The organism is Methylobacterium sp. 22177 (assembly GCF_052045615.1).
Lineage (GTDB): Bacteria > Pseudomonadota > Alphaproteobacteria > Rhizobiales > Beijerinckiaceae > Methylobacterium > Methylobacterium radiotolerans.
On the sequence record NZ_JBQEPK010000001.1, the window covers coordinates 161,279 to 175,072 of the forward strand.

A 13,794-nucleotide genomic window follows, 5' to 3' on the forward strand; every position below is an offset into this window, starting at 1 on the left:
TTAAGACGGACGGCTGTAAGGTCGGTGGTGACCGTGGGTCGCCGGCTGGTTCGCTGATCCCCCTAGACCGTCGAACCAGAACGCGCCGGTGCCAGCGCGGCGGGACGACACATTCGAACCTGACAATCGACTGAGGATCGGCGGCTTTCACCGGGCGCCTGGTTCGAGGGATGGTCAGGCAGACGCGCGGACCGAAGAGCGGTCCTACGCGCGGCGCCGCCGGATGCGCTTGGCCGGACTGCGCCACGAGATCCGCCCGGGCGCCTCCGTAGACAGTCGTTTGCGTGAACGAGGGTCATTACAGACCGATGAGACCAAACCAGAATCGACGGATGCGCGGCCGGAATCGGCCGAAGGGTCCGAATCCGCTGACGCGCTCCTACGAATCCAACGGTCCCGACGTCAAAATCCGCGGCACCGCGCAGCACATCGCCGACAAGTACGCGCAGCTCGCGCGGGATGCTCTGGCGGCCGGCGACCCGGTGGCGGCCGAGAATTACTTTCAGCACGGCGAGCACTACTTCCGTATTGTCTCTGGCGCTCAGGACCAGAATCGCCCGGCCAACACCGGCGGCTATGCCAGTCGTCCGTACGACGATGACATGGACGAGGGCGACGACGACGCCCAGGGCAACGGCGGATCCCAGAACGGTCACGCCTACAATGGCTACGACGACAACGATCCCGGCCAGCAGCCGCAGCCCTACGAGAGCCGTCCGGACGGGAATCAGGACGGCCGCCAGGGCCGTGACCGGTTCCAGAACCGCGACCAGCGCCGGTTCGACAACAACGGTCGTCAGGACTACCGGCGCCAGGACCAGCCGCGTCAGGATTATCAGCGCCAGGACTACCAGCGGCAGGATTATCGCCAGGAGAACCGGCAGGATCGTCAGGAACGCCAGGATTACGGCCGTCCGGATTACCGCCAGGAGCGGCACGAGGGTCGGCCGGATCGCCAGGACCGTCCGGACAATCGGCAGGATGGCCGCCAGGACGCGCGTCAGGACAACCGTCAGGACAATCGCGGCGACCAGGGCCGCTACGAGAACGGGCGCGGCGATGCCCCGCGCGCCGAGGGCCGGCAGGAGACCCGTCCCGAGGCTCGCCCGGAGCGGGCCCCCCGTGCCGAGGCCGCGCCGCGCCGCGAGCGCCGCCGCGAGGCCGCGCCCGCGGCGGAGGCCGAGGAGCCCACAGGCCTGCCGGCCTTCCTGATGGCCCCCGCGCGCCCCGCGCCCGCGGTCGAGCCGTCGAGCGCTCCCGAGCCCGAGGCGGCGGCCGACGAGGCTCCGGCCGCCAAGCCCCGCCGCCGTCGGCGCCCGCGCTTCGAGAGCGCCGCGGACGAGGGCGGCGCGACCACGCCGGCGGCGGACGTGCCGACCGAGTGATTTGACATCCCGGATGAGACTGAAACGAGGCCGTTCCGGGAAACCGGGGCGGCCTTCTTCGTTCGCGGCTCAGCGCGCGGACCGCCGCGCGGCCTTCCAGTCCGGGTAGGCGTGCATGCGGTGGATCAGGCGGCGACGCCGGCCGATCTCGCCGAACGGCGCGATCTCCCAGTCCCAGGCTTCCGGCGCGGGCGGCAGCGCGATCCCGAACAGCAGGTCGGCGCTGTCGACGGTCCGGCCCGCCCGGTCTTCCTCGCGCTGCACCGTGTCGGTGATCAGGCAGACTCGCTCGGCGCGCCCGGCGAGCGCGTCGAGCGCCGCCAAGTGAGTCTCGACGAGGTGCGCGCCGAGCCGCGGGGGCGCCTCGCGGCCCCGGGTCTCGTGGGCCTCGATCGGGAGGAGCGGGATCTGCGACAGCAGATTCGCCGAGACGATCAGGTCGGCCTCCGCGCAGAGCTCGGCCCAGGCCCCGGCGAGACCGGCGCTGATCTCCGCGGTCACCAGCGCGACGTTCGGATATCGGCGGGCGGCGAGGCGCGCCGGCCAGGGATGGACGGCGTCCACGAGGCTGACCCGGTCGAACAGGCGGGCGAGGGCGTCGAGCGGCACGTCGTCGAGCAGGCCCGAGCCCAGCACCACCGCGTGCCGGCGCTGCCGGGTCGCTCCGGCCGCCGCCGCGATCACGGACCGCGCCCGCGCGAGGTGTGGCGCCCAGGCCGCCCGGCAGCGGCGCGAGCGGGCGTGGAGCAGGCCGCTCTGGCGGACATAGCCGAGCCGGCGCAGGGGAAGCGGCGCCGGGTTGAGGGCGGACAGGGCCCAGGCGAGGAGCATCGCCGGGCGGCTCAGCCCTCGTCGACGGACGCCGCCCGGCCCGGCGCGCCCCGGTAGCCGGTCGCCAGGACGTAGAGCTCGCTCGAATCGGCCCGGCTCGCGGCCGGCTTGACGTGCCGGACCGTGGCGAAGTCGCGCTTCAGGTCGGTGAGCAGCGCGCCCTCGGTGCCGCCCTGGAGCACCTTGGCGAGGTAGGCGCCTCCGGGGCCCAGGATCTCGCGGGCGAACTCCGCCGCCGTCTCGGCGAGGCCGATGATCCGCAGGTGGTCGGTCTTCTTGTGACCGGTGGCGTTGGCGGCCATGTCGGACATGACGAGGTCGGCGGGGCCGCCGAGCATCCCGGTCAGACGGTCAGGCGCCTCGGGGTCGAGGAAGTCGAGGGTGATGAACTCGACCCCGGCCATCGGCTCGATCTCCAGGAGATCGATGCCCACGACGCGGCCCGTCGGCCCGACCACCCGCGCGGCCACCTGCGACCAGCCCCCCGGCGCGGCGCCGAGATCGACGATCTTCTGGCCGGGGCGCAGGAGCTTGTAGCGCTCGTCGATCTCCAGGAGCTTGTAGGCCGCCCGGGACCGGTAGCCCTCGCGCTTGGCGCGGGCCACGTAGGGATCGTTGAGCTGGCGCTCGAGCCAGCGCTTCTGGGACAGGGTCCGTCCGCGGCCGGTCTTCACCCGCTGCTTCAGTTCGCCCCGGACACCGCCGCCGGAACTCGCGCCGCCGCGCCGGTCGCTCATCGCGCCGCCCTCATCGGACCGCCTTCCGGTTCCAGACCCCGTCCTCCCGCATCATGTTCATCAGCAATCCTTCGCGCAGGCCGCGATCGGCGATGCGCAGGCGCTCCGAGGGAAAGGCCCGGCGGATCGCCTCGAGGATCGCGCAGCCCGCGAGCACGAGATCGGCGCGGTCGCGGCCGATACAGGGGTTGTCGGCGCGCTGCTCGAGCCGCGTGTCGAGCAGGTCGTCGATGGCGGTCGAGACCGCGTCGTCGCTCATCCACAAGCCGTCGACGCGCCGGCGCTCGTAGCGGGCGAGGCGCAGATGCATCGCCGCGATGGTCGTGACGGTGCCGGACGTTCCGAGCAGGTGAAAGTGCGGCGCCGTCGCCGCCGGGGCGGCCCGGAGCGCGAAGGCCGAGAGCTTCTCGGCCACCTCCTCGACCATGCCCTCGAACATCCGTCGGGTGACCTCGGCGCCGCCGTGGCGCTCGGCCAGCGTCACCACGCCCACCGGAAGAGAATCCCAGGCCCGAATCCGCAGAGTCGGGTCGGTCGACGGGTTGGCGGCCGCCCCGTCCAGCCACGCGATCTCGGTCGAGCCGCCGCCGATGTCGAAGATGATGACCGATTCGGCGAGCGGATCCGCGAGCGCCGCGCAGCCGGTGACCGCGAGATAGGCCTCGGTCTGCCGGTCGACGATCTCGAGGTCGAGGCCGACGCCGCGGCGGACGCGCTCCACGAAGGCGGCGCCGTTCACCGCGAGGCGGCAGGCTTCCGTGGCGATGATCTTGGCCCGCTGCACCCCGCGCGCCTGCATCTTGGCCCGGCAGATCCGCAGGGCCTCCACGGTCCGCTCGATCGCCGCCTCGCTCAGGCGGTCGGACGTGCCGAGTCCCTCGCCGAGGCGCACGATCCGCGAGAACGCGTCGATCACGCGGAAGCCGCTGAAGGTCGGCTCCGCGACCAGCAGGCGGCAATTGTTGGTGCCCAGGTCGAGCGCCGCGTAGGCGGCGCGCCGACGCTCACGGCCCGGTATAGGAGCTTGCGTCTGAAGCGGCACCGCGCCGGTCTGAATTCGGGACGGCGCGGCCGCGGCGGTCTCGTCCCTCATCGGCGCGGCCGTCGATCCTTCGGGTCGGCCTTGAGCAGCGCGCTCGGCCTTCGCTGATCTGCGACCCTACAGGCTCGGCGGCGAACTGCAATGTCCCATCGCGGTCGCGGTCAGGCCACGGCCTTCATCGCGCTGGCCCGGCGCGGGATCGGGCGCAGGAGGCTCTTCACCTGCGAGTAGGGGCGGGGCCGGTTGATCACCTCGTCCAGCCGCGACCACAGCGTCTTGGGCGAGAACGGCTTGGCGATGATCTCGTTGACGCCGAGCGCCACCGCCCGGTCGACCACGTTCCGGCGCGGCTGGGCCAGCATCAGGATGATCGGGATCGTGGGGCAGGGGGAAGTGGTCGGCGTCCGCGCCAGCCGGATGAACTCCTCGCCCGACAGGATCGACAGGTCCCAGTCGATGATGCTGATGTCGGGCTTGCTCTCGGCGAGCACGCCGAGCGCCTCGGCCCCGTCCGGCGCCTCGAGCACCCGCTTGATCCCGACGCGCATCAGCATGTCGCGCACGATTCGGCGGATGTAGAGACTCTCGTCGACCACGAGAGCGGAGAGATCGGGGAAAGTCGGTGTCGCGATCATGGCCGGCCGAGTCTGCGGGGCGCGGGGCCGAGTGTAGCCGGACAGCCTTTGCGTTTCGCTAACGCCTTCCCTCGAATGGGAAAGGGCCGGCCCGGCGGCGGGGTCGGGCTCCGTTGTTTGCCGCAAGAAAGTAACGAAACGGGCGCCTCTGGGCCAAGAAGGTCCTTGCGGTCAAGGCCCGATTGCGTCAGGACTGGGGCGTTATTCTTGGTTACCGCGACCTGGGGTAATGATAGTGCGGGGCGTGGGCTGTCTGGGATGGCGCGCACGCGGTATTCGAGACAAGGGCGGCGGACGGTTTTTGCGAGCTTTCTATGGGACGTGGTCGTGATTTCAGAGGGCCGCAGAAGCGCGGCTTCGACGAGAGTGGCGAGCCGAGATGGCCTGATCAGGCTCCCCCCAGCGGCGGATACGGCGGCGGCGGTTTCGGCGGTGGCGGCGGTGGTTTCGGCGGGGGCGGTTTCGATCGCGGCCCGTCGCGTGGCGCGGCTCCGGTCGCGTCCGGGCCGGAGCGCGATGCGACGGTCAAGTGGTTCAACAAGGAGAAGGGCTTCGGCTTCGTCGAACTCGGCGACGGTTCGGGCGATGCCTTCCTCCACATCCGCGCTGTCGAGGCGGCCGGCCACGACGATCTGATGCCGGGCACCCGGCTGACGGTCACGACGGCCCAGGGCCAGAAGGGCCCGCAGGTCACGAGCGTCACCAGCGTTGACACCTCCACGGCCGAGGCGCCCGCGCCCCGGCGTGAGTTCCGCCCGCGCACCGGCGGCTACGGCGCCGGTGCCGGCGGCTACGGCGACCGCGACCGCGGTGGTTACGGCGGCGGTGGCGGCGGCTACGGCGGTGGTGGCGGCGGCGGTGGCCGTTTCGCCAGCGGCCCGTCGGTGGAGATGAGCGGCACCGTGAAGTGGTACGATCCCGCGAAGGGCTTCGGCTTCGTCTCGGTCAACGACGGCGGCAAGGACGTGTTCGTGCACCGCTCGGCGCTGTCCCGCGCCGGTCTCGACTCGCTCGCCGAAGGTCAGCAGGTCACGCTCGGCGTGGTCGAGGGCCAGAAGGGCCGCGAGGCCCAGAGCATCAACGTCGAGGATTGAGGATCGCGCGGCGGCCTCTCTGCCGCCGCGATCCGCGCGAAGACTGCGAGGCGGCGGCTCCCTGCGGGGCCGCCGCCTTCCTCGTTTCGGGACGATCCATGCGCCGCCTGCTGCTGTCCACGGCCCTGATGTTGCTCGCGGGGAGTGCCCGGGCGGAGGACTTCACGGGCTTCTACGCCGGGATCAACGCGGGCTACGGATGGGGACACGCGCGCGACGGCCGTGCCGCCGGTCCGGTGCCCGGGTCCGCCGCGGCCTCGACCAAACCGGACCCCGGAGCCGACCTGCCGCCGAGCGCCCGGAACGCGGCCGTGGCAATCCGCAGGTCCGGACGCGACGGCGCACCGGGAGCCGCCGGCTTCTGAGACGAGGCTCCGAGCGCGGGAGAGCATCGCCGCGCGCGCGGCCGAAGTCCGTTCTAAACACCTCGTTTCACACTGGAATCGTTCCGGAACATAGGCGTTGCACCGCGGCCTCGGCCGCTGCTAGGTCCCGCCATGGGCTCACGGGAACGAGAGGTGGCGCCATGAGCGCCCGCACCATGCCGACGCTGGCCGATCGCGCGGCAGTCGCCGGGCGGGTGCTGCTCGCGACGCTCGGCGGCTACGCGGTCGCCGCCCTGGCAAGCGCGCTGCTGGCGCTGATTCTTCCCGTCCAACGCGCCGAGGCGGTCTCGGCCGGAACGCTGGCGAGCTTCGCCATCATGGCGGGCGCGGTGATCTGGGTGTTCGCCGCCCCTACGCTCGGTCGCGCGGCCCTGGTCCTCGGCCTGATCGCCCTCCTGCTGATCGGCGCCCTGTGGCTCGCCGGCGCCTTCGTGTCCGGAGCGGCCGCGTGAGCCCTGCCCGGAGCTTCCGCCAGAAGATGGCGTGGCTGCACACGTGGTCCGGCCTGGTGGTCGGCTGGGTGCTGTTCGCCATCTTCGTCACCGGTACCGCCAGCTATTACCGCACCGACATCTCGGACTGGATGCGGCCGGAGCTGTCCGCGGCAGCCCCCGATCCCGCCGCGGCGGCGACGCGGGCCGGCGCGTTCCTGCGCAGGACAATGCCGGACGCGGCCGGTTGGTCGATCAAGCTGCCGAACGCCGAGACCTCGGCCGTCGAGGTCTACTGGTGGCCGAACTTCAGCGGCCCGTTCCACCACGCGCTGCTCGATCCCGCCACGGGCGAGCCCGCGCGCGTCCGCGACACGCGCGGCGGCGACTTCCTGTACCGCTTCCACTTCGAGCTGAGCCTGCCGCCGATCTGGGGGCGCTGGATCGTGTCGGCCTGCGCCATGGTCCTGCTGATCGCGCTGATCTCCGGTATCGTGACGCATCGGCGCATCTTCGCCGACTTCTTCACCTTTCGCCGCGACCGCTCGGCGCAGCGCGGCTGGCTGGACGCCCACAACGTGGTCGGCGTGCTGGCGCTGCCCTTCCACCTGATGATCGTCTACACGGGCCTCGTCACACTGTCGGCGACGCTGATGCCCTGGGGTATGAAGGCCGTCTACGGCGACGACATACTGCGCTACTACGCCGAGGCCGGCCTCGCGACGCCGGGCACGGCCCCGGTTGGCCGTCCCGGCAGGCCGCTGCCGCTCGGCGAGATCGTCGCCCGCGCCGCGGCTGCCGGCGGCGAGGCGCCCGAGGTGATACTCGTCTCCCATCCGGGCGATGCCGGCGCCACCGTGACGGCGTATTTCGAGGAGCCGCACGGGCTCGCGCACCTGCATCCGCAGATCGCCTACGTGGCCGATACCGGTGCGGAGATCGCCCGGGTCGGCGAGGCCGGCGCGGCGACCCGCACCGGGGCCGTGATGGCGGGTCTGCACGAGGCGCACTTCGCCGCCGCGCCGCTGCGCCTCCTGTTCTTCCTCTGCGGCGTGATGGGTGCCGCCACGGTCGCGAGCGGCCTCGTCCTCTGGACGGTGGCGCGGGCGCCGAAGGGCGCGGATCCCGAGGGCTTCGGCCTGCGCCTCGTGCGATTCCTCAACCTCGGGACCATCGCGGGCCTGCCGGTGGGCCTCGCCGCGTATCTCCTCGCGAACCGGCTGCTGCCCGACGGGCTCGGGGCCCGGGCGGACTGGGAGGTGCGCGCGTTCTTCGCGGCCTGGGTCGCCGCCGCCCTCGCCGCGGCCCTGTATCCGCGGCAGCGGGCGTGGTCGCTCGCTCTGGCCGTGCCGGCCTGCGCCTTCCTGGCGATAGCCTTCGTGGACGCGATCCTCGTCGGCCAGCAGCGCTTCCTCGCCTTCGACGTCGCCCTGGTGGCCGTGGGCGTCACTCTCGGCGTCGGATCCCGGCTGGCGGCGCGGCGTAAGCTGGCGACCGCGCGCCCCGCCAAAGCCAGTCTGTCACGGACGGTCGAAGCATGACATCCGCCGCGCTGATCCTCAGCCTGCTCCTCAGCTTCTCGGGCTTCGCGGCCCTCGCCCTCAGCCTCGACCGGCATCACCGGGCCGCCTACCGCGTCGGTGTGCCGAAGGCGCGGGTCGGAAGCTTGCGGATGGCGGGCTGGTGCGGACTCGGCCTCTCGTTCGCGGCGGCCGTTGCGGCGGCGGGCTGGAATTTCGGACCGGTGCAGTGGATCGGATCGCTGACGGGCTCCGCCCTGGCCGTGGTGGCGATCGTCGCCTATCGGCCGACCTGGCTGCGGATTGCGGCCCTGGCGGCGCTCCCGCTCGCGGCGGCGACCGTTCCGCTCGCCCTGCTCGGCTGAGCGACGGGGCCGACTCTCGGCGCGCACGGTGATTCGGCCGTCCGGACGTCCCAAACGCCGCTCGTCGCGGGAGTACGGTCCGGGCTGGGAATTTTTGCCCGCTCGCGGTGACGGCGGGAAGCGCGTAGGATCGCCCCACTCGCGCACTGGCCAAAAGTCCACCTTGATTCGACAGGCCAAAAGCCATTGGCTGCGAACAGAGCGGAAGCGGATGCGGCCCCCACGATCGGTCGTCCGAGCGCCAGCTTAAGCCCAAGAGCCGCGGTTCGCGAGGCCGGGGCCCACGGAGGGAACATAGCCATGAACAAGCCGGAATTCCTCGGCGACTCGAAGGTCAAGTCGCCCTTCTCGGCCCGCTACGACAACTTCATCGGCGGCCAGTGGGTCGCCCCCGCGGCCGGCCGCTACTTCGAGAACACCTCGCCGATCACCGGCAAGGTGGTGTGCGAGGTGGCCCGGTCGGACGCGCAGGACGTCGAGAAGGCCCTCGACGCCGCCCACGCGGCCCGGGAGGCCTGGGGCCGCACGGCGCCGGCCGAGCGCGCCCGCATCCTCCTCAAGATGGCCGACCGGATGGAGGAGAACCTCGACCTGCTCGCGCTGGCCGAGACCTGGGACAACGGCAAGCCGATCCGCGAGACGACTCACGCCGACATCCCGCTGGCCATCGACCATTTCCGCTACTTCGCCGGCTGCGTGCGGGCGCAGGAGGGCTCGATCTCCGAGATCGACCACGACACGGTTGCCTACCACTTCCACGAGCCGCTGGGCGTCGTCGGCCAGATCATCCCGTGGAACTTCCCGATCCTGATGGCGGTGTGGAAGCTCGCCCCGGCGCTCGCCGCCGGCAACTGCGTGGTCCTGAAGCCGGCCGAGCAGACCCCGGCCTCGGTCCTCGTGCTGGCCGAGATCATCGGCGATCTGCTGCCGCCGGGCGTGCTCAACATCGTCAACGGTTTCGGCCTCGAGGCCGGCAAGCCGCTCGCCTCGTCGCCGCGAATCGCCAAGATCGCCTTCACGGGTGAGACGACCACCGGCCGCCTCATCATGCAGTACGCGTCGCAGAACCTGATCCCGGTGACGCTGGAGCTCGGCGGCAAGTCGCCGAACATCTTCTTCGCTGACGTGGCGAACGAGGACGACGACTTCTTCGACAAGGCCCTCGAGGGCTTCACGATGTTCGCCCTCAACCAGGGCGAGGTCTGCACCTGCCCGAGCCGCGCGCTCGTGCACGAGTCCATCTACGACCGGTTCATGGAGCGCGCGGTGAAGCGCGTCGAGGCGATCACCCAGGGCTCGCCGCTCGATCCGGCCACGATGATCGGCGCCCAGGCCTCGGGCGAGCAGATGGAGAAGATCCTCTCCTACATCGACATCGGCCGCCAGGAGGGCGCGCAGCTCCTCACGGGCGGCGAGCGCAACGTCAAGGACGGCGAGTTCGCCGAGGGCTTCTACGTGAAGCCGACCGTGTTCCGCGGCCACAACAAGATGCGCATTTTCCAGGAGGAGATCTTCGGGCCGGTCCTGTCGGTCACGACCTTCAAGGACGATGCCGAGGCGCTCTCCATCGCCAACGACACGCTCTACGGCCTCGGCGCCGGCGTCTGGACCCGCGACGGGACCCGCGCCTACCGCTTCGGCCGGGCGATCCAGGCCGGTCGCGTCTGGACGAACTGCTACCACGCCTACCCGGCCCACGCGGCCTTCGGCGGCTACAAGCAGTCCGGCATCGGCCGCGAGACCCACAAGATGATGCTCGATCACTACCAGCAGACCAAGAATATGCTGGTCAGCTACTCGGCCAAGAAGCTCGGGTTCTTCTGAGTTTCTCCCCGGGTCAACCCCCGAGACAACTTCAGCCCCGGCCGAGAGGCCGGGGCTTTTTCGATCCCGGATCGCGCGGTCAGTAGAGGCCGAAGCCGTAGCCTTCGAACGGCGCGTTGACGATGGAGCCTGGAGCCAGCGGCCCGGCATCGCCGCTGACGCTCGGCACGTCGTCCGGCGGGCCGTCCCAGCCGACCACGCCCATCGGGTTATCGGGAGTGACGTTGGGATTCCCCGCCACGCGCCACGCGTGCTGCACGAACAGGGGGTGCTCGCGGGGTTGAACGCGCAGGACGAGCGGCTCGGCGGCGGCGGGCCCTGCGAGACCGGCCACGGCCAGGATGAGGCAGGCAGCGCGTGTGCGAACCGACATGGTGCGGGCTCCTGATCGGTCGGGCGGTGTCCGCCGCCCTCCGGCGACACAACGCGCGACGCGACCGTTCGGCGCCGGCATCCGGCGCGATGCGCAGTGGAAACCGGCCGGGAACACAGCATATTCAGACATCGACAGGGAGGACGGCATGACTTCGGACCAGGTTATCGACGCCAACGTCGCCGAGCAGGCCGGCGTCGACGGGACACCCCTGCGGGTCACCGCCACCCCGGCGGCGCTCGCCCTGATCGATGAGCTGAGGCGCGAGTACGGTCCGGTCATGTTCCACCAGTCGGGCGGCTGCTGCGACGGCTCCTCGCCCATGTGCTACCCGGTGGGCGACTTTCTGGTGAGCGACGGCGACGTGAATCTCGGCACGGTGGGGGGCGCGGACTTCTTCATCAGCCGGTCGCAGTTCGAAGTCTGGAAGCACACGCACCTGATCCTCGACGTGGTGCCGGGCCGCGGCGGCATGTTCTCGCTGGAGAACGGCCGGGAGAAGCGTTTCCATATCCGCTCGCGCCTGTTCTCCGAGGCGGAGAACCGTGCGCTCGAGGGCGCGTGCAAGCTCTGAGGACGGGCTGAGCGGGGAGGCGATTGCCGTGGCGACCGTGAAACTCTGGTCCGATGCCGAGGCCGAGGCCGACGCGCGCGTCAGCGCGGTCTTCGCGGACATCCGGGCGACCCGGGGATCCGACGTCGTCAACAATTTCTGGCGCGGCCTCGCCAACGATCCCGCGCTGCTCGAGCGGACTTGGTCCGCCCTGAAGACCGTCATGGGGCCGGGGACCCTCGATCCCCTGACCAAGGAACTGGTCTACATCGCGGTCTCGATCGCCAATGGCTGCCCGTACTGCATCCACTCCCACACCGCGGCTGCGCGGGCCAAGGGCTTGACGGAGGGCCAGCACGGCGAATTCCTGGCGGTGGTCGGGATGGCCAACCAGACGAACGCGCTGGTCAACGGTATGCAGATCCCCATCGATGCCGCCTTCAGAGTGGAGGAAGGTTCATGAGTTCCGCGTCCGGCACGGAGAAGCAGGGGTTCCGGGTGGTGCACGAGAGTGCGCCGTTCCGCGGCAAGCAGGGACACATCTACCGGCCGGCGATCTCGGCCGAGGCCGTGGGTTCGCGGGCGCTGCACATGCAGCTCCTGGAGATCCCGCCCGGTGAGCGGGCCCACGCCCACAAGCACGAGCACCACGAGACGGCGATCTACGTGCTGTCGGGCGTGTCGGGCTGCTTCTGGGGGGAGCGGCTGGAGAACCACGCGATCGCGGGCGCCGGCGAGTTCGTCTACATCGCCGCCGACGTGCCGCACCTGCCCTACAACCGCAGCCAGACGGAGCCGGTCACGGCCGTGATCGCCCGGACGGACCCGAACGAGCAGGAGAGCGTCGTCCTGCTGCCGCACCTCGAGGCGGGCGTCGACTGGTCGAAGGCCGAGGCCTAGCGTCTCAGCGCTGCTCGATCCGCTCGTTGGCGAGACGCTCCGCCCGGGTGCGCTCGTCGGCCGAGAGACCGGAGAGGGTCTGATCGAGCCACGCGTCGGACAGGCCCTGTCCGGCGGCCGCGAGGTTCCAGGCGGCCGCCTCCACGGGGTTCTTGGCAACGCCGCGGCCCACCGCGTACAGCCGCGCGACGCGGTTCTGCGCGATGGCGTTGCCGCGCGAGGCCGCGTGCAGGAAGTACCGGGCGGCCGCACGCTCGTCCTTGGTGACGCCGGTGCCGTTGAAGAGAAGGATCGCGTACTCGACCTCGCTGGCGAGATCGCCGTTGTCGGCGCCGCGCCGGAACAGCTCCGCGGCCTTCGACGGATCCTTCGGCACGCCGCGCCCCTGCAGGTAGAGCACGCCCAGGTCGTGCTGGGCCGGGCCGATCTCGGCGTCTGACGCCTTGCGGAACTGCGCGGCGGCCGCCGCCTCGTCGGCCGTGGCGCCGGTGCCGATCAGGATCAGGCCGAGATTGTAGGCCGCGGTCGGTGAGCCGTGGGCCGTGGCCTGCTCGAGCCAGCGCCGCCCGGCTTTCGGGTCCTTCGGCATGCCGCGACCGTCGAGGGCCATCAGCCCCAGGGAGGCCATGGCGGACGCGTCGTTCTGCGCGGCCGCCAAGCGATACCAGTCGGCCGCCTTGACCGGATCCTGCTTCACGCCGAGGCCCTGATTGTACAGCTCGCCGAGCAGCGTCATGGCGGCGGCATCCTTCGGATTCGCCTCGATGCGCTTCGTCGCCTCGCGGAAGGCGGTGACGTACTGGCCCTTCTGATAGGCGCCGTAGGCAAAGTCCGGTGGCTGGCCGCCCGCTGGCGGCACGGCGCCGCGCGAGTAGTTCGGCGTGTAGGGGCTCGGCAGTTCCGGCATCGGCGTCTTGCCGGTCTGCGCCGCGGGGCCGATCGCGCCGGGCGCCGCGGTCCGGGCCGGATCGGCCGGTCCCGAGGCCGCCCAGGCCGGCAGCGCCAGCAGCGCCGCGCCGGCGACGGCCGCCAGACGACGGACGTCGCGGCCTCTCACGCCTCGGACTCCCGGACGGCGCGCTGGGCCCGCTCGACCGCGCCCGGATCCGGCAGCCAGAGGCCGCTCTCCAGGCCGACGAACTCGGCACCCGTCGCGGCGAGAGGCGCGATCTCATCGGCGGCAGCCGCCACCGCGATGCACGGTGTCTCGAAGATCTCGGCCCACCACGCGGCGCGGGCCCGCACGGTCTCCGCCTCGGGCGCGACGCCGTCCGGGTACAGACCACCGAACATCAGGTAGTCGATCCCGGCCTCGCCGGCCTCCATCGCGCCGTGCTTGGTCTCGAGGCCGCCGGCGCCGAGGATTCGCCCCTCCCGGAGCCGGCCGCGCAGGTCCTTCAGGTCGCGCGGCTTGTCGACGTGGATGCCGTCGGCGCCGCCCCGGATCGCCACCGCGGCGAGATCGCCGGCGAAACCCGGACAGGCGACGACCAGGGCCGCGCCGCGCTCCTGCACGAGCGGAGCGACCGATTTGACGCGGGCCGTCAGCCCGCGCTCGTCGGTGGCAGCCAGCCGCAGAATCACGGCGGCGACATCGCCGGCTTCGCACGCAACCTTCAGGGCCGTCACGAAAGCGGCGATGCCATCCGCTTCGAGACCGTGCGGTCCGAGCAGGGCGAGACGGGCGCTATTGCTCATCGAAACCGGCAACCCGCGCC

17 protein-coding genes are annotated in these 13,794 nt (G+C 71.4%); 10 read left to right on the forward strand and 7 right to left on the reverse strand.

Annotation, left to right across the window (positions count from 1 at the left end; all coding sequences use genetic code 11):
- Positions 1-332 precede the first annotated feature (332 nt).
- Positions 333-1,385 (forward strand): DUF4167 domain-containing protein, encoded by a 1,053-nt coding sequence (locus ACTJK8_RS00840; RefSeq protein WP_440761371.1) that lies wholly within the window; start codon positions 333-335, stop codon positions 1,383-1,385.
- A gap of 69 nt (positions 1,386-1,454) precedes the next feature.
- Here ACTJK8_RS00840 and ACTJK8_RS00845 read toward each other — a convergent pair whose 3' ends face one another.
- The 4 genes from ACTJK8_RS00845 to ACTJK8_RS00860 all read right to left on the reverse strand — a co-directional run bounded on the left by ACTJK8_RS00845 (position 1,455) and on the right by ACTJK8_RS00860 (position 4,630).
- Complete coding sequence (locus ACTJK8_RS00845; RefSeq protein ID WP_053620451.1) at positions 1,455-2,216, reverse strand: hypothetical protein; 762 nt, start codon at positions 2,214-2,216, stop codon at positions 1,455-1,457.
- Positions 2,217-2,227: 11 nt separating this feature from the next.
- Positions 2,228-2,953, reverse strand: a complete 726-nt coding sequence (locus tag ACTJK8_RS00850; protein WP_012317166.1) for an RlmE family RNA methyltransferase — start codon at positions 2,951-2,953, stop codon at positions 2,228-2,230.
- A 10-nt stretch (positions 2,954-2,963) separates the two neighbouring features.
- Entirely contained in the window at positions 2,964-4,046 is a 1,083-nt protein-coding gene (locus ACTJK8_RS00855) for a Ppx/GppA phosphatase family protein (protein WP_012317167.1), read from the reverse strand.
- A gap of 110 nt (positions 4,047-4,156) precedes the next feature.
- The gene (locus ACTJK8_RS00860; protein WP_012317168.1) at positions 4,157-4,630 is read right to left on the reverse strand and encodes a response regulator; all 474 of its coding nucleotides are present in this window, start codon (positions 4,628-4,630) and stop codon (positions 4,157-4,159) included.
- 314 nt (positions 4,631-4,944) lie between these two features.
- Between ACTJK8_RS00860 and ACTJK8_RS00865 the strand changes: the two genes are divergently transcribed.
- The 6 genes from ACTJK8_RS00865 (at position 4,945) to adh (ending at position 10,250) form a co-directional block, all read left to right on the forward strand.
- Entirely contained in the window at positions 4,945-5,724 is a 780-nt protein-coding gene (locus tag ACTJK8_RS00865; protein WP_012317169.1) for a cold-shock protein, read from the forward strand.
- A gap of 98 nt (positions 5,725-5,822) precedes the next feature.
- Positions 5,823-6,089, forward strand: a complete 267-nt coding sequence (locus ACTJK8_RS00870) for a hypothetical protein (protein ID WP_024827853.1) — start codon at positions 5,823-5,825, stop codon at positions 6,087-6,089.
- A gap of 161 nt (positions 6,090-6,250) precedes the next feature.
- Positions 6,251-6,562, forward strand: a complete 312-nt coding sequence (locus ACTJK8_RS00875; protein ID WP_440761372.1) for an iron transporter — start codon at positions 6,251-6,253, stop codon at positions 6,560-6,562.
- A gap of 26 nt (positions 6,563-6,588) precedes the next feature.
- Positions 6,589-8,082, forward strand: coding sequence for a PepSY-associated TM helix domain-containing protein (locus tag ACTJK8_RS00880; protein WP_440761468.1), 1,494 nt, complete (start codon positions 6,589-6,591; stop codon positions 8,080-8,082).
- Positions 8,079-8,426, forward strand: a complete 348-nt coding sequence (locus ACTJK8_RS00885) for a DUF3325 domain-containing protein (RefSeq protein ID WP_012317173.1) — start codon at positions 8,079-8,081, stop codon at positions 8,424-8,426. The genes ACTJK8_RS00880 and ACTJK8_RS00885 overlap by 4 nt, the downstream gene beginning before the upstream one ends.
- 300 nt (positions 8,427-8,726) lie before the next feature.
- The gene (gene adh / locus ACTJK8_RS00890) at positions 8,727-10,250 is read left to right on the forward strand and encodes an aldehyde dehydrogenase (protein WP_012317174.1); all 1,524 of its coding nucleotides are present in this window, start codon (positions 8,727-8,729) and stop codon (positions 10,248-10,250) included.
- Positions 10,251-10,329: 79 nt separating this feature from the next.
- Here the strand turns inward: adh and ACTJK8_RS00895 are convergent, their stop codons facing one another.
- Positions 10,330-10,623 (reverse strand): hypothetical protein, encoded by a 294-nt coding sequence (locus ACTJK8_RS00895; protein ID WP_012317175.1) that lies wholly within the window; start codon positions 10,621-10,623, stop codon positions 10,330-10,332.
- Positions 10,624-10,771: 148 nt separating this feature from the next.
- Between ACTJK8_RS00895 and ACTJK8_RS00900 the strand changes: the two genes are divergently transcribed.
- The 3 genes from ACTJK8_RS00900 to ACTJK8_RS00910 are packed head-to-tail and all read left to right on the forward strand — an operon-like array spanning position 10,772 to position 12,076.
- Entirely contained in the window at positions 10,772-11,197 is a 426-nt protein-coding gene (locus ACTJK8_RS00900) for a DUF779 domain-containing protein (RefSeq protein ID WP_012317176.1), read from the forward strand.
- A gap of 28 nt (positions 11,198-11,225) precedes the next feature.
- Positions 11,226-11,639, forward strand: coding sequence for a carboxymuconolactone decarboxylase family protein (locus ACTJK8_RS00905; RefSeq protein ID WP_029359045.1), 414 nt, complete (start codon positions 11,226-11,228; stop codon positions 11,637-11,639).
- Entirely contained in the window at positions 11,636-12,076 is a 441-nt protein-coding gene (locus ACTJK8_RS00910; protein ID WP_012317178.1) for a cupin domain-containing protein, read from the forward strand. The genes ACTJK8_RS00905 and ACTJK8_RS00910 overlap by 4 nt, the downstream gene beginning before the upstream one ends.
- 4 nt (positions 12,077-12,080) lie before the next feature.
- On the opposite strand, the gene ACTJK8_RS00915 is transcribed toward ACTJK8_RS00910, so the two are convergent.
- Positions 12,081-13,133, reverse strand: a complete 1,053-nt coding sequence (locus tag ACTJK8_RS00915; protein ID WP_024827850.1) for a tetratricopeptide repeat protein — start codon at positions 13,131-13,133, stop codon at positions 12,081-12,083.
- Positions 13,130-13,774, reverse strand: a complete 645-nt coding sequence (locus ACTJK8_RS00920) for a thiamine phosphate synthase (RefSeq protein ID WP_043072926.1) — start codon at positions 13,772-13,774, stop codon at positions 13,130-13,132. The genes ACTJK8_RS00915 and ACTJK8_RS00920 overlap by 4 nt, the downstream gene beginning before the upstream one ends.
- Between the last annotated feature and the right edge of the window lie 20 nt (positions 13,775-13,794).

Coding starts and splice junctions, on each gene's coding strand:
- ACTJK8_RS00840 (WP_440761371.1), top strand. CDS start 333: ATGCGCGGCCGGAATCGGCCGAAGGGTCCGAATCCGCTGACGCGCTCC.
- ACTJK8_RS00845 (WP_053620451.1), bottom strand. CDS start 2,216: ATGCTCCTCGCCTGGGCCCTGTCCGCCCTCAACCCGGCGCCGCTTCCC.
- ACTJK8_RS00850 (WP_012317166.1), bottom strand. CDS start 2,953: ATGAGCGACCGGCGCGGCGGCGCGAGTTCCGGCGGCGGTGTCCGGGGC.
- ACTJK8_RS00855 (WP_012317167.1), bottom strand. CDS start 4,046: ATGAGGGACGAGACCGCCGCGGCCGCGCCGTCCCGAATTCAGACCGGC.
- ACTJK8_RS00860 (WP_012317168.1), bottom strand. CDS start 4,630: ATGATCGCGACACCGACTTTCCCCGATCTCTCCGCTCTCGTGGTCGAC.
- ACTJK8_RS00865 (WP_012317169.1), top strand. CDS start 4,945: ATGGGACGTGGTCGTGATTTCAGAGGGCCGCAGAAGCGCGGCTTCGAC.
- ACTJK8_RS00870 (WP_024827853.1), top strand. CDS start 5,823: ATGCGCCGCCTGCTGCTGTCCACGGCCCTGATGTTGCTCGCGGGGAGT.
- ACTJK8_RS00875 (WP_440761372.1), top strand. CDS start 6,251: ATGAGCGCCCGCACCATGCCGACGCTGGCCGATCGCGCGGCAGTCGCC.
- ACTJK8_RS00880 (WP_440761468.1), top strand. CDS start 6,589: ATGGCGTGGCTGCACACGTGGTCCGGCCTGGTGGTCGGCTGGGTGCTG.
- ACTJK8_RS00885 (WP_012317173.1), top strand. CDS start 8,079: ATGACATCCGCCGCGCTGATCCTCAGCCTGCTCCTCAGCTTCTCGGGC.
- adh (WP_012317174.1), top strand. CDS start 8,727: ATGAACAAGCCGGAATTCCTCGGCGACTCGAAGGTCAAGTCGCCCTTC.
- ACTJK8_RS00895 (WP_012317175.1), bottom strand. CDS start 10,623: ATGTCGGTTCGCACACGCGCTGCCTGCCTCATCCTGGCCGTGGCCGGT.
- ACTJK8_RS00900 (WP_012317176.1), top strand. CDS start 10,772: ATGACTTCGGACCAGGTTATCGACGCCAACGTCGCCGAGCAGGCCGGC.
- ACTJK8_RS00910 (WP_012317178.1), top strand. CDS start 11,636: ATGAGTTCCGCGTCCGGCACGGAGAAGCAGGGGTTCCGGGTGGTGCAC.
- ACTJK8_RS00920 (WP_043072926.1), bottom strand. CDS start 13,774: ATGAGCAATAGCGCCCGTCTCGCCCTGCTCGGACCGCACGGTCTCGAA.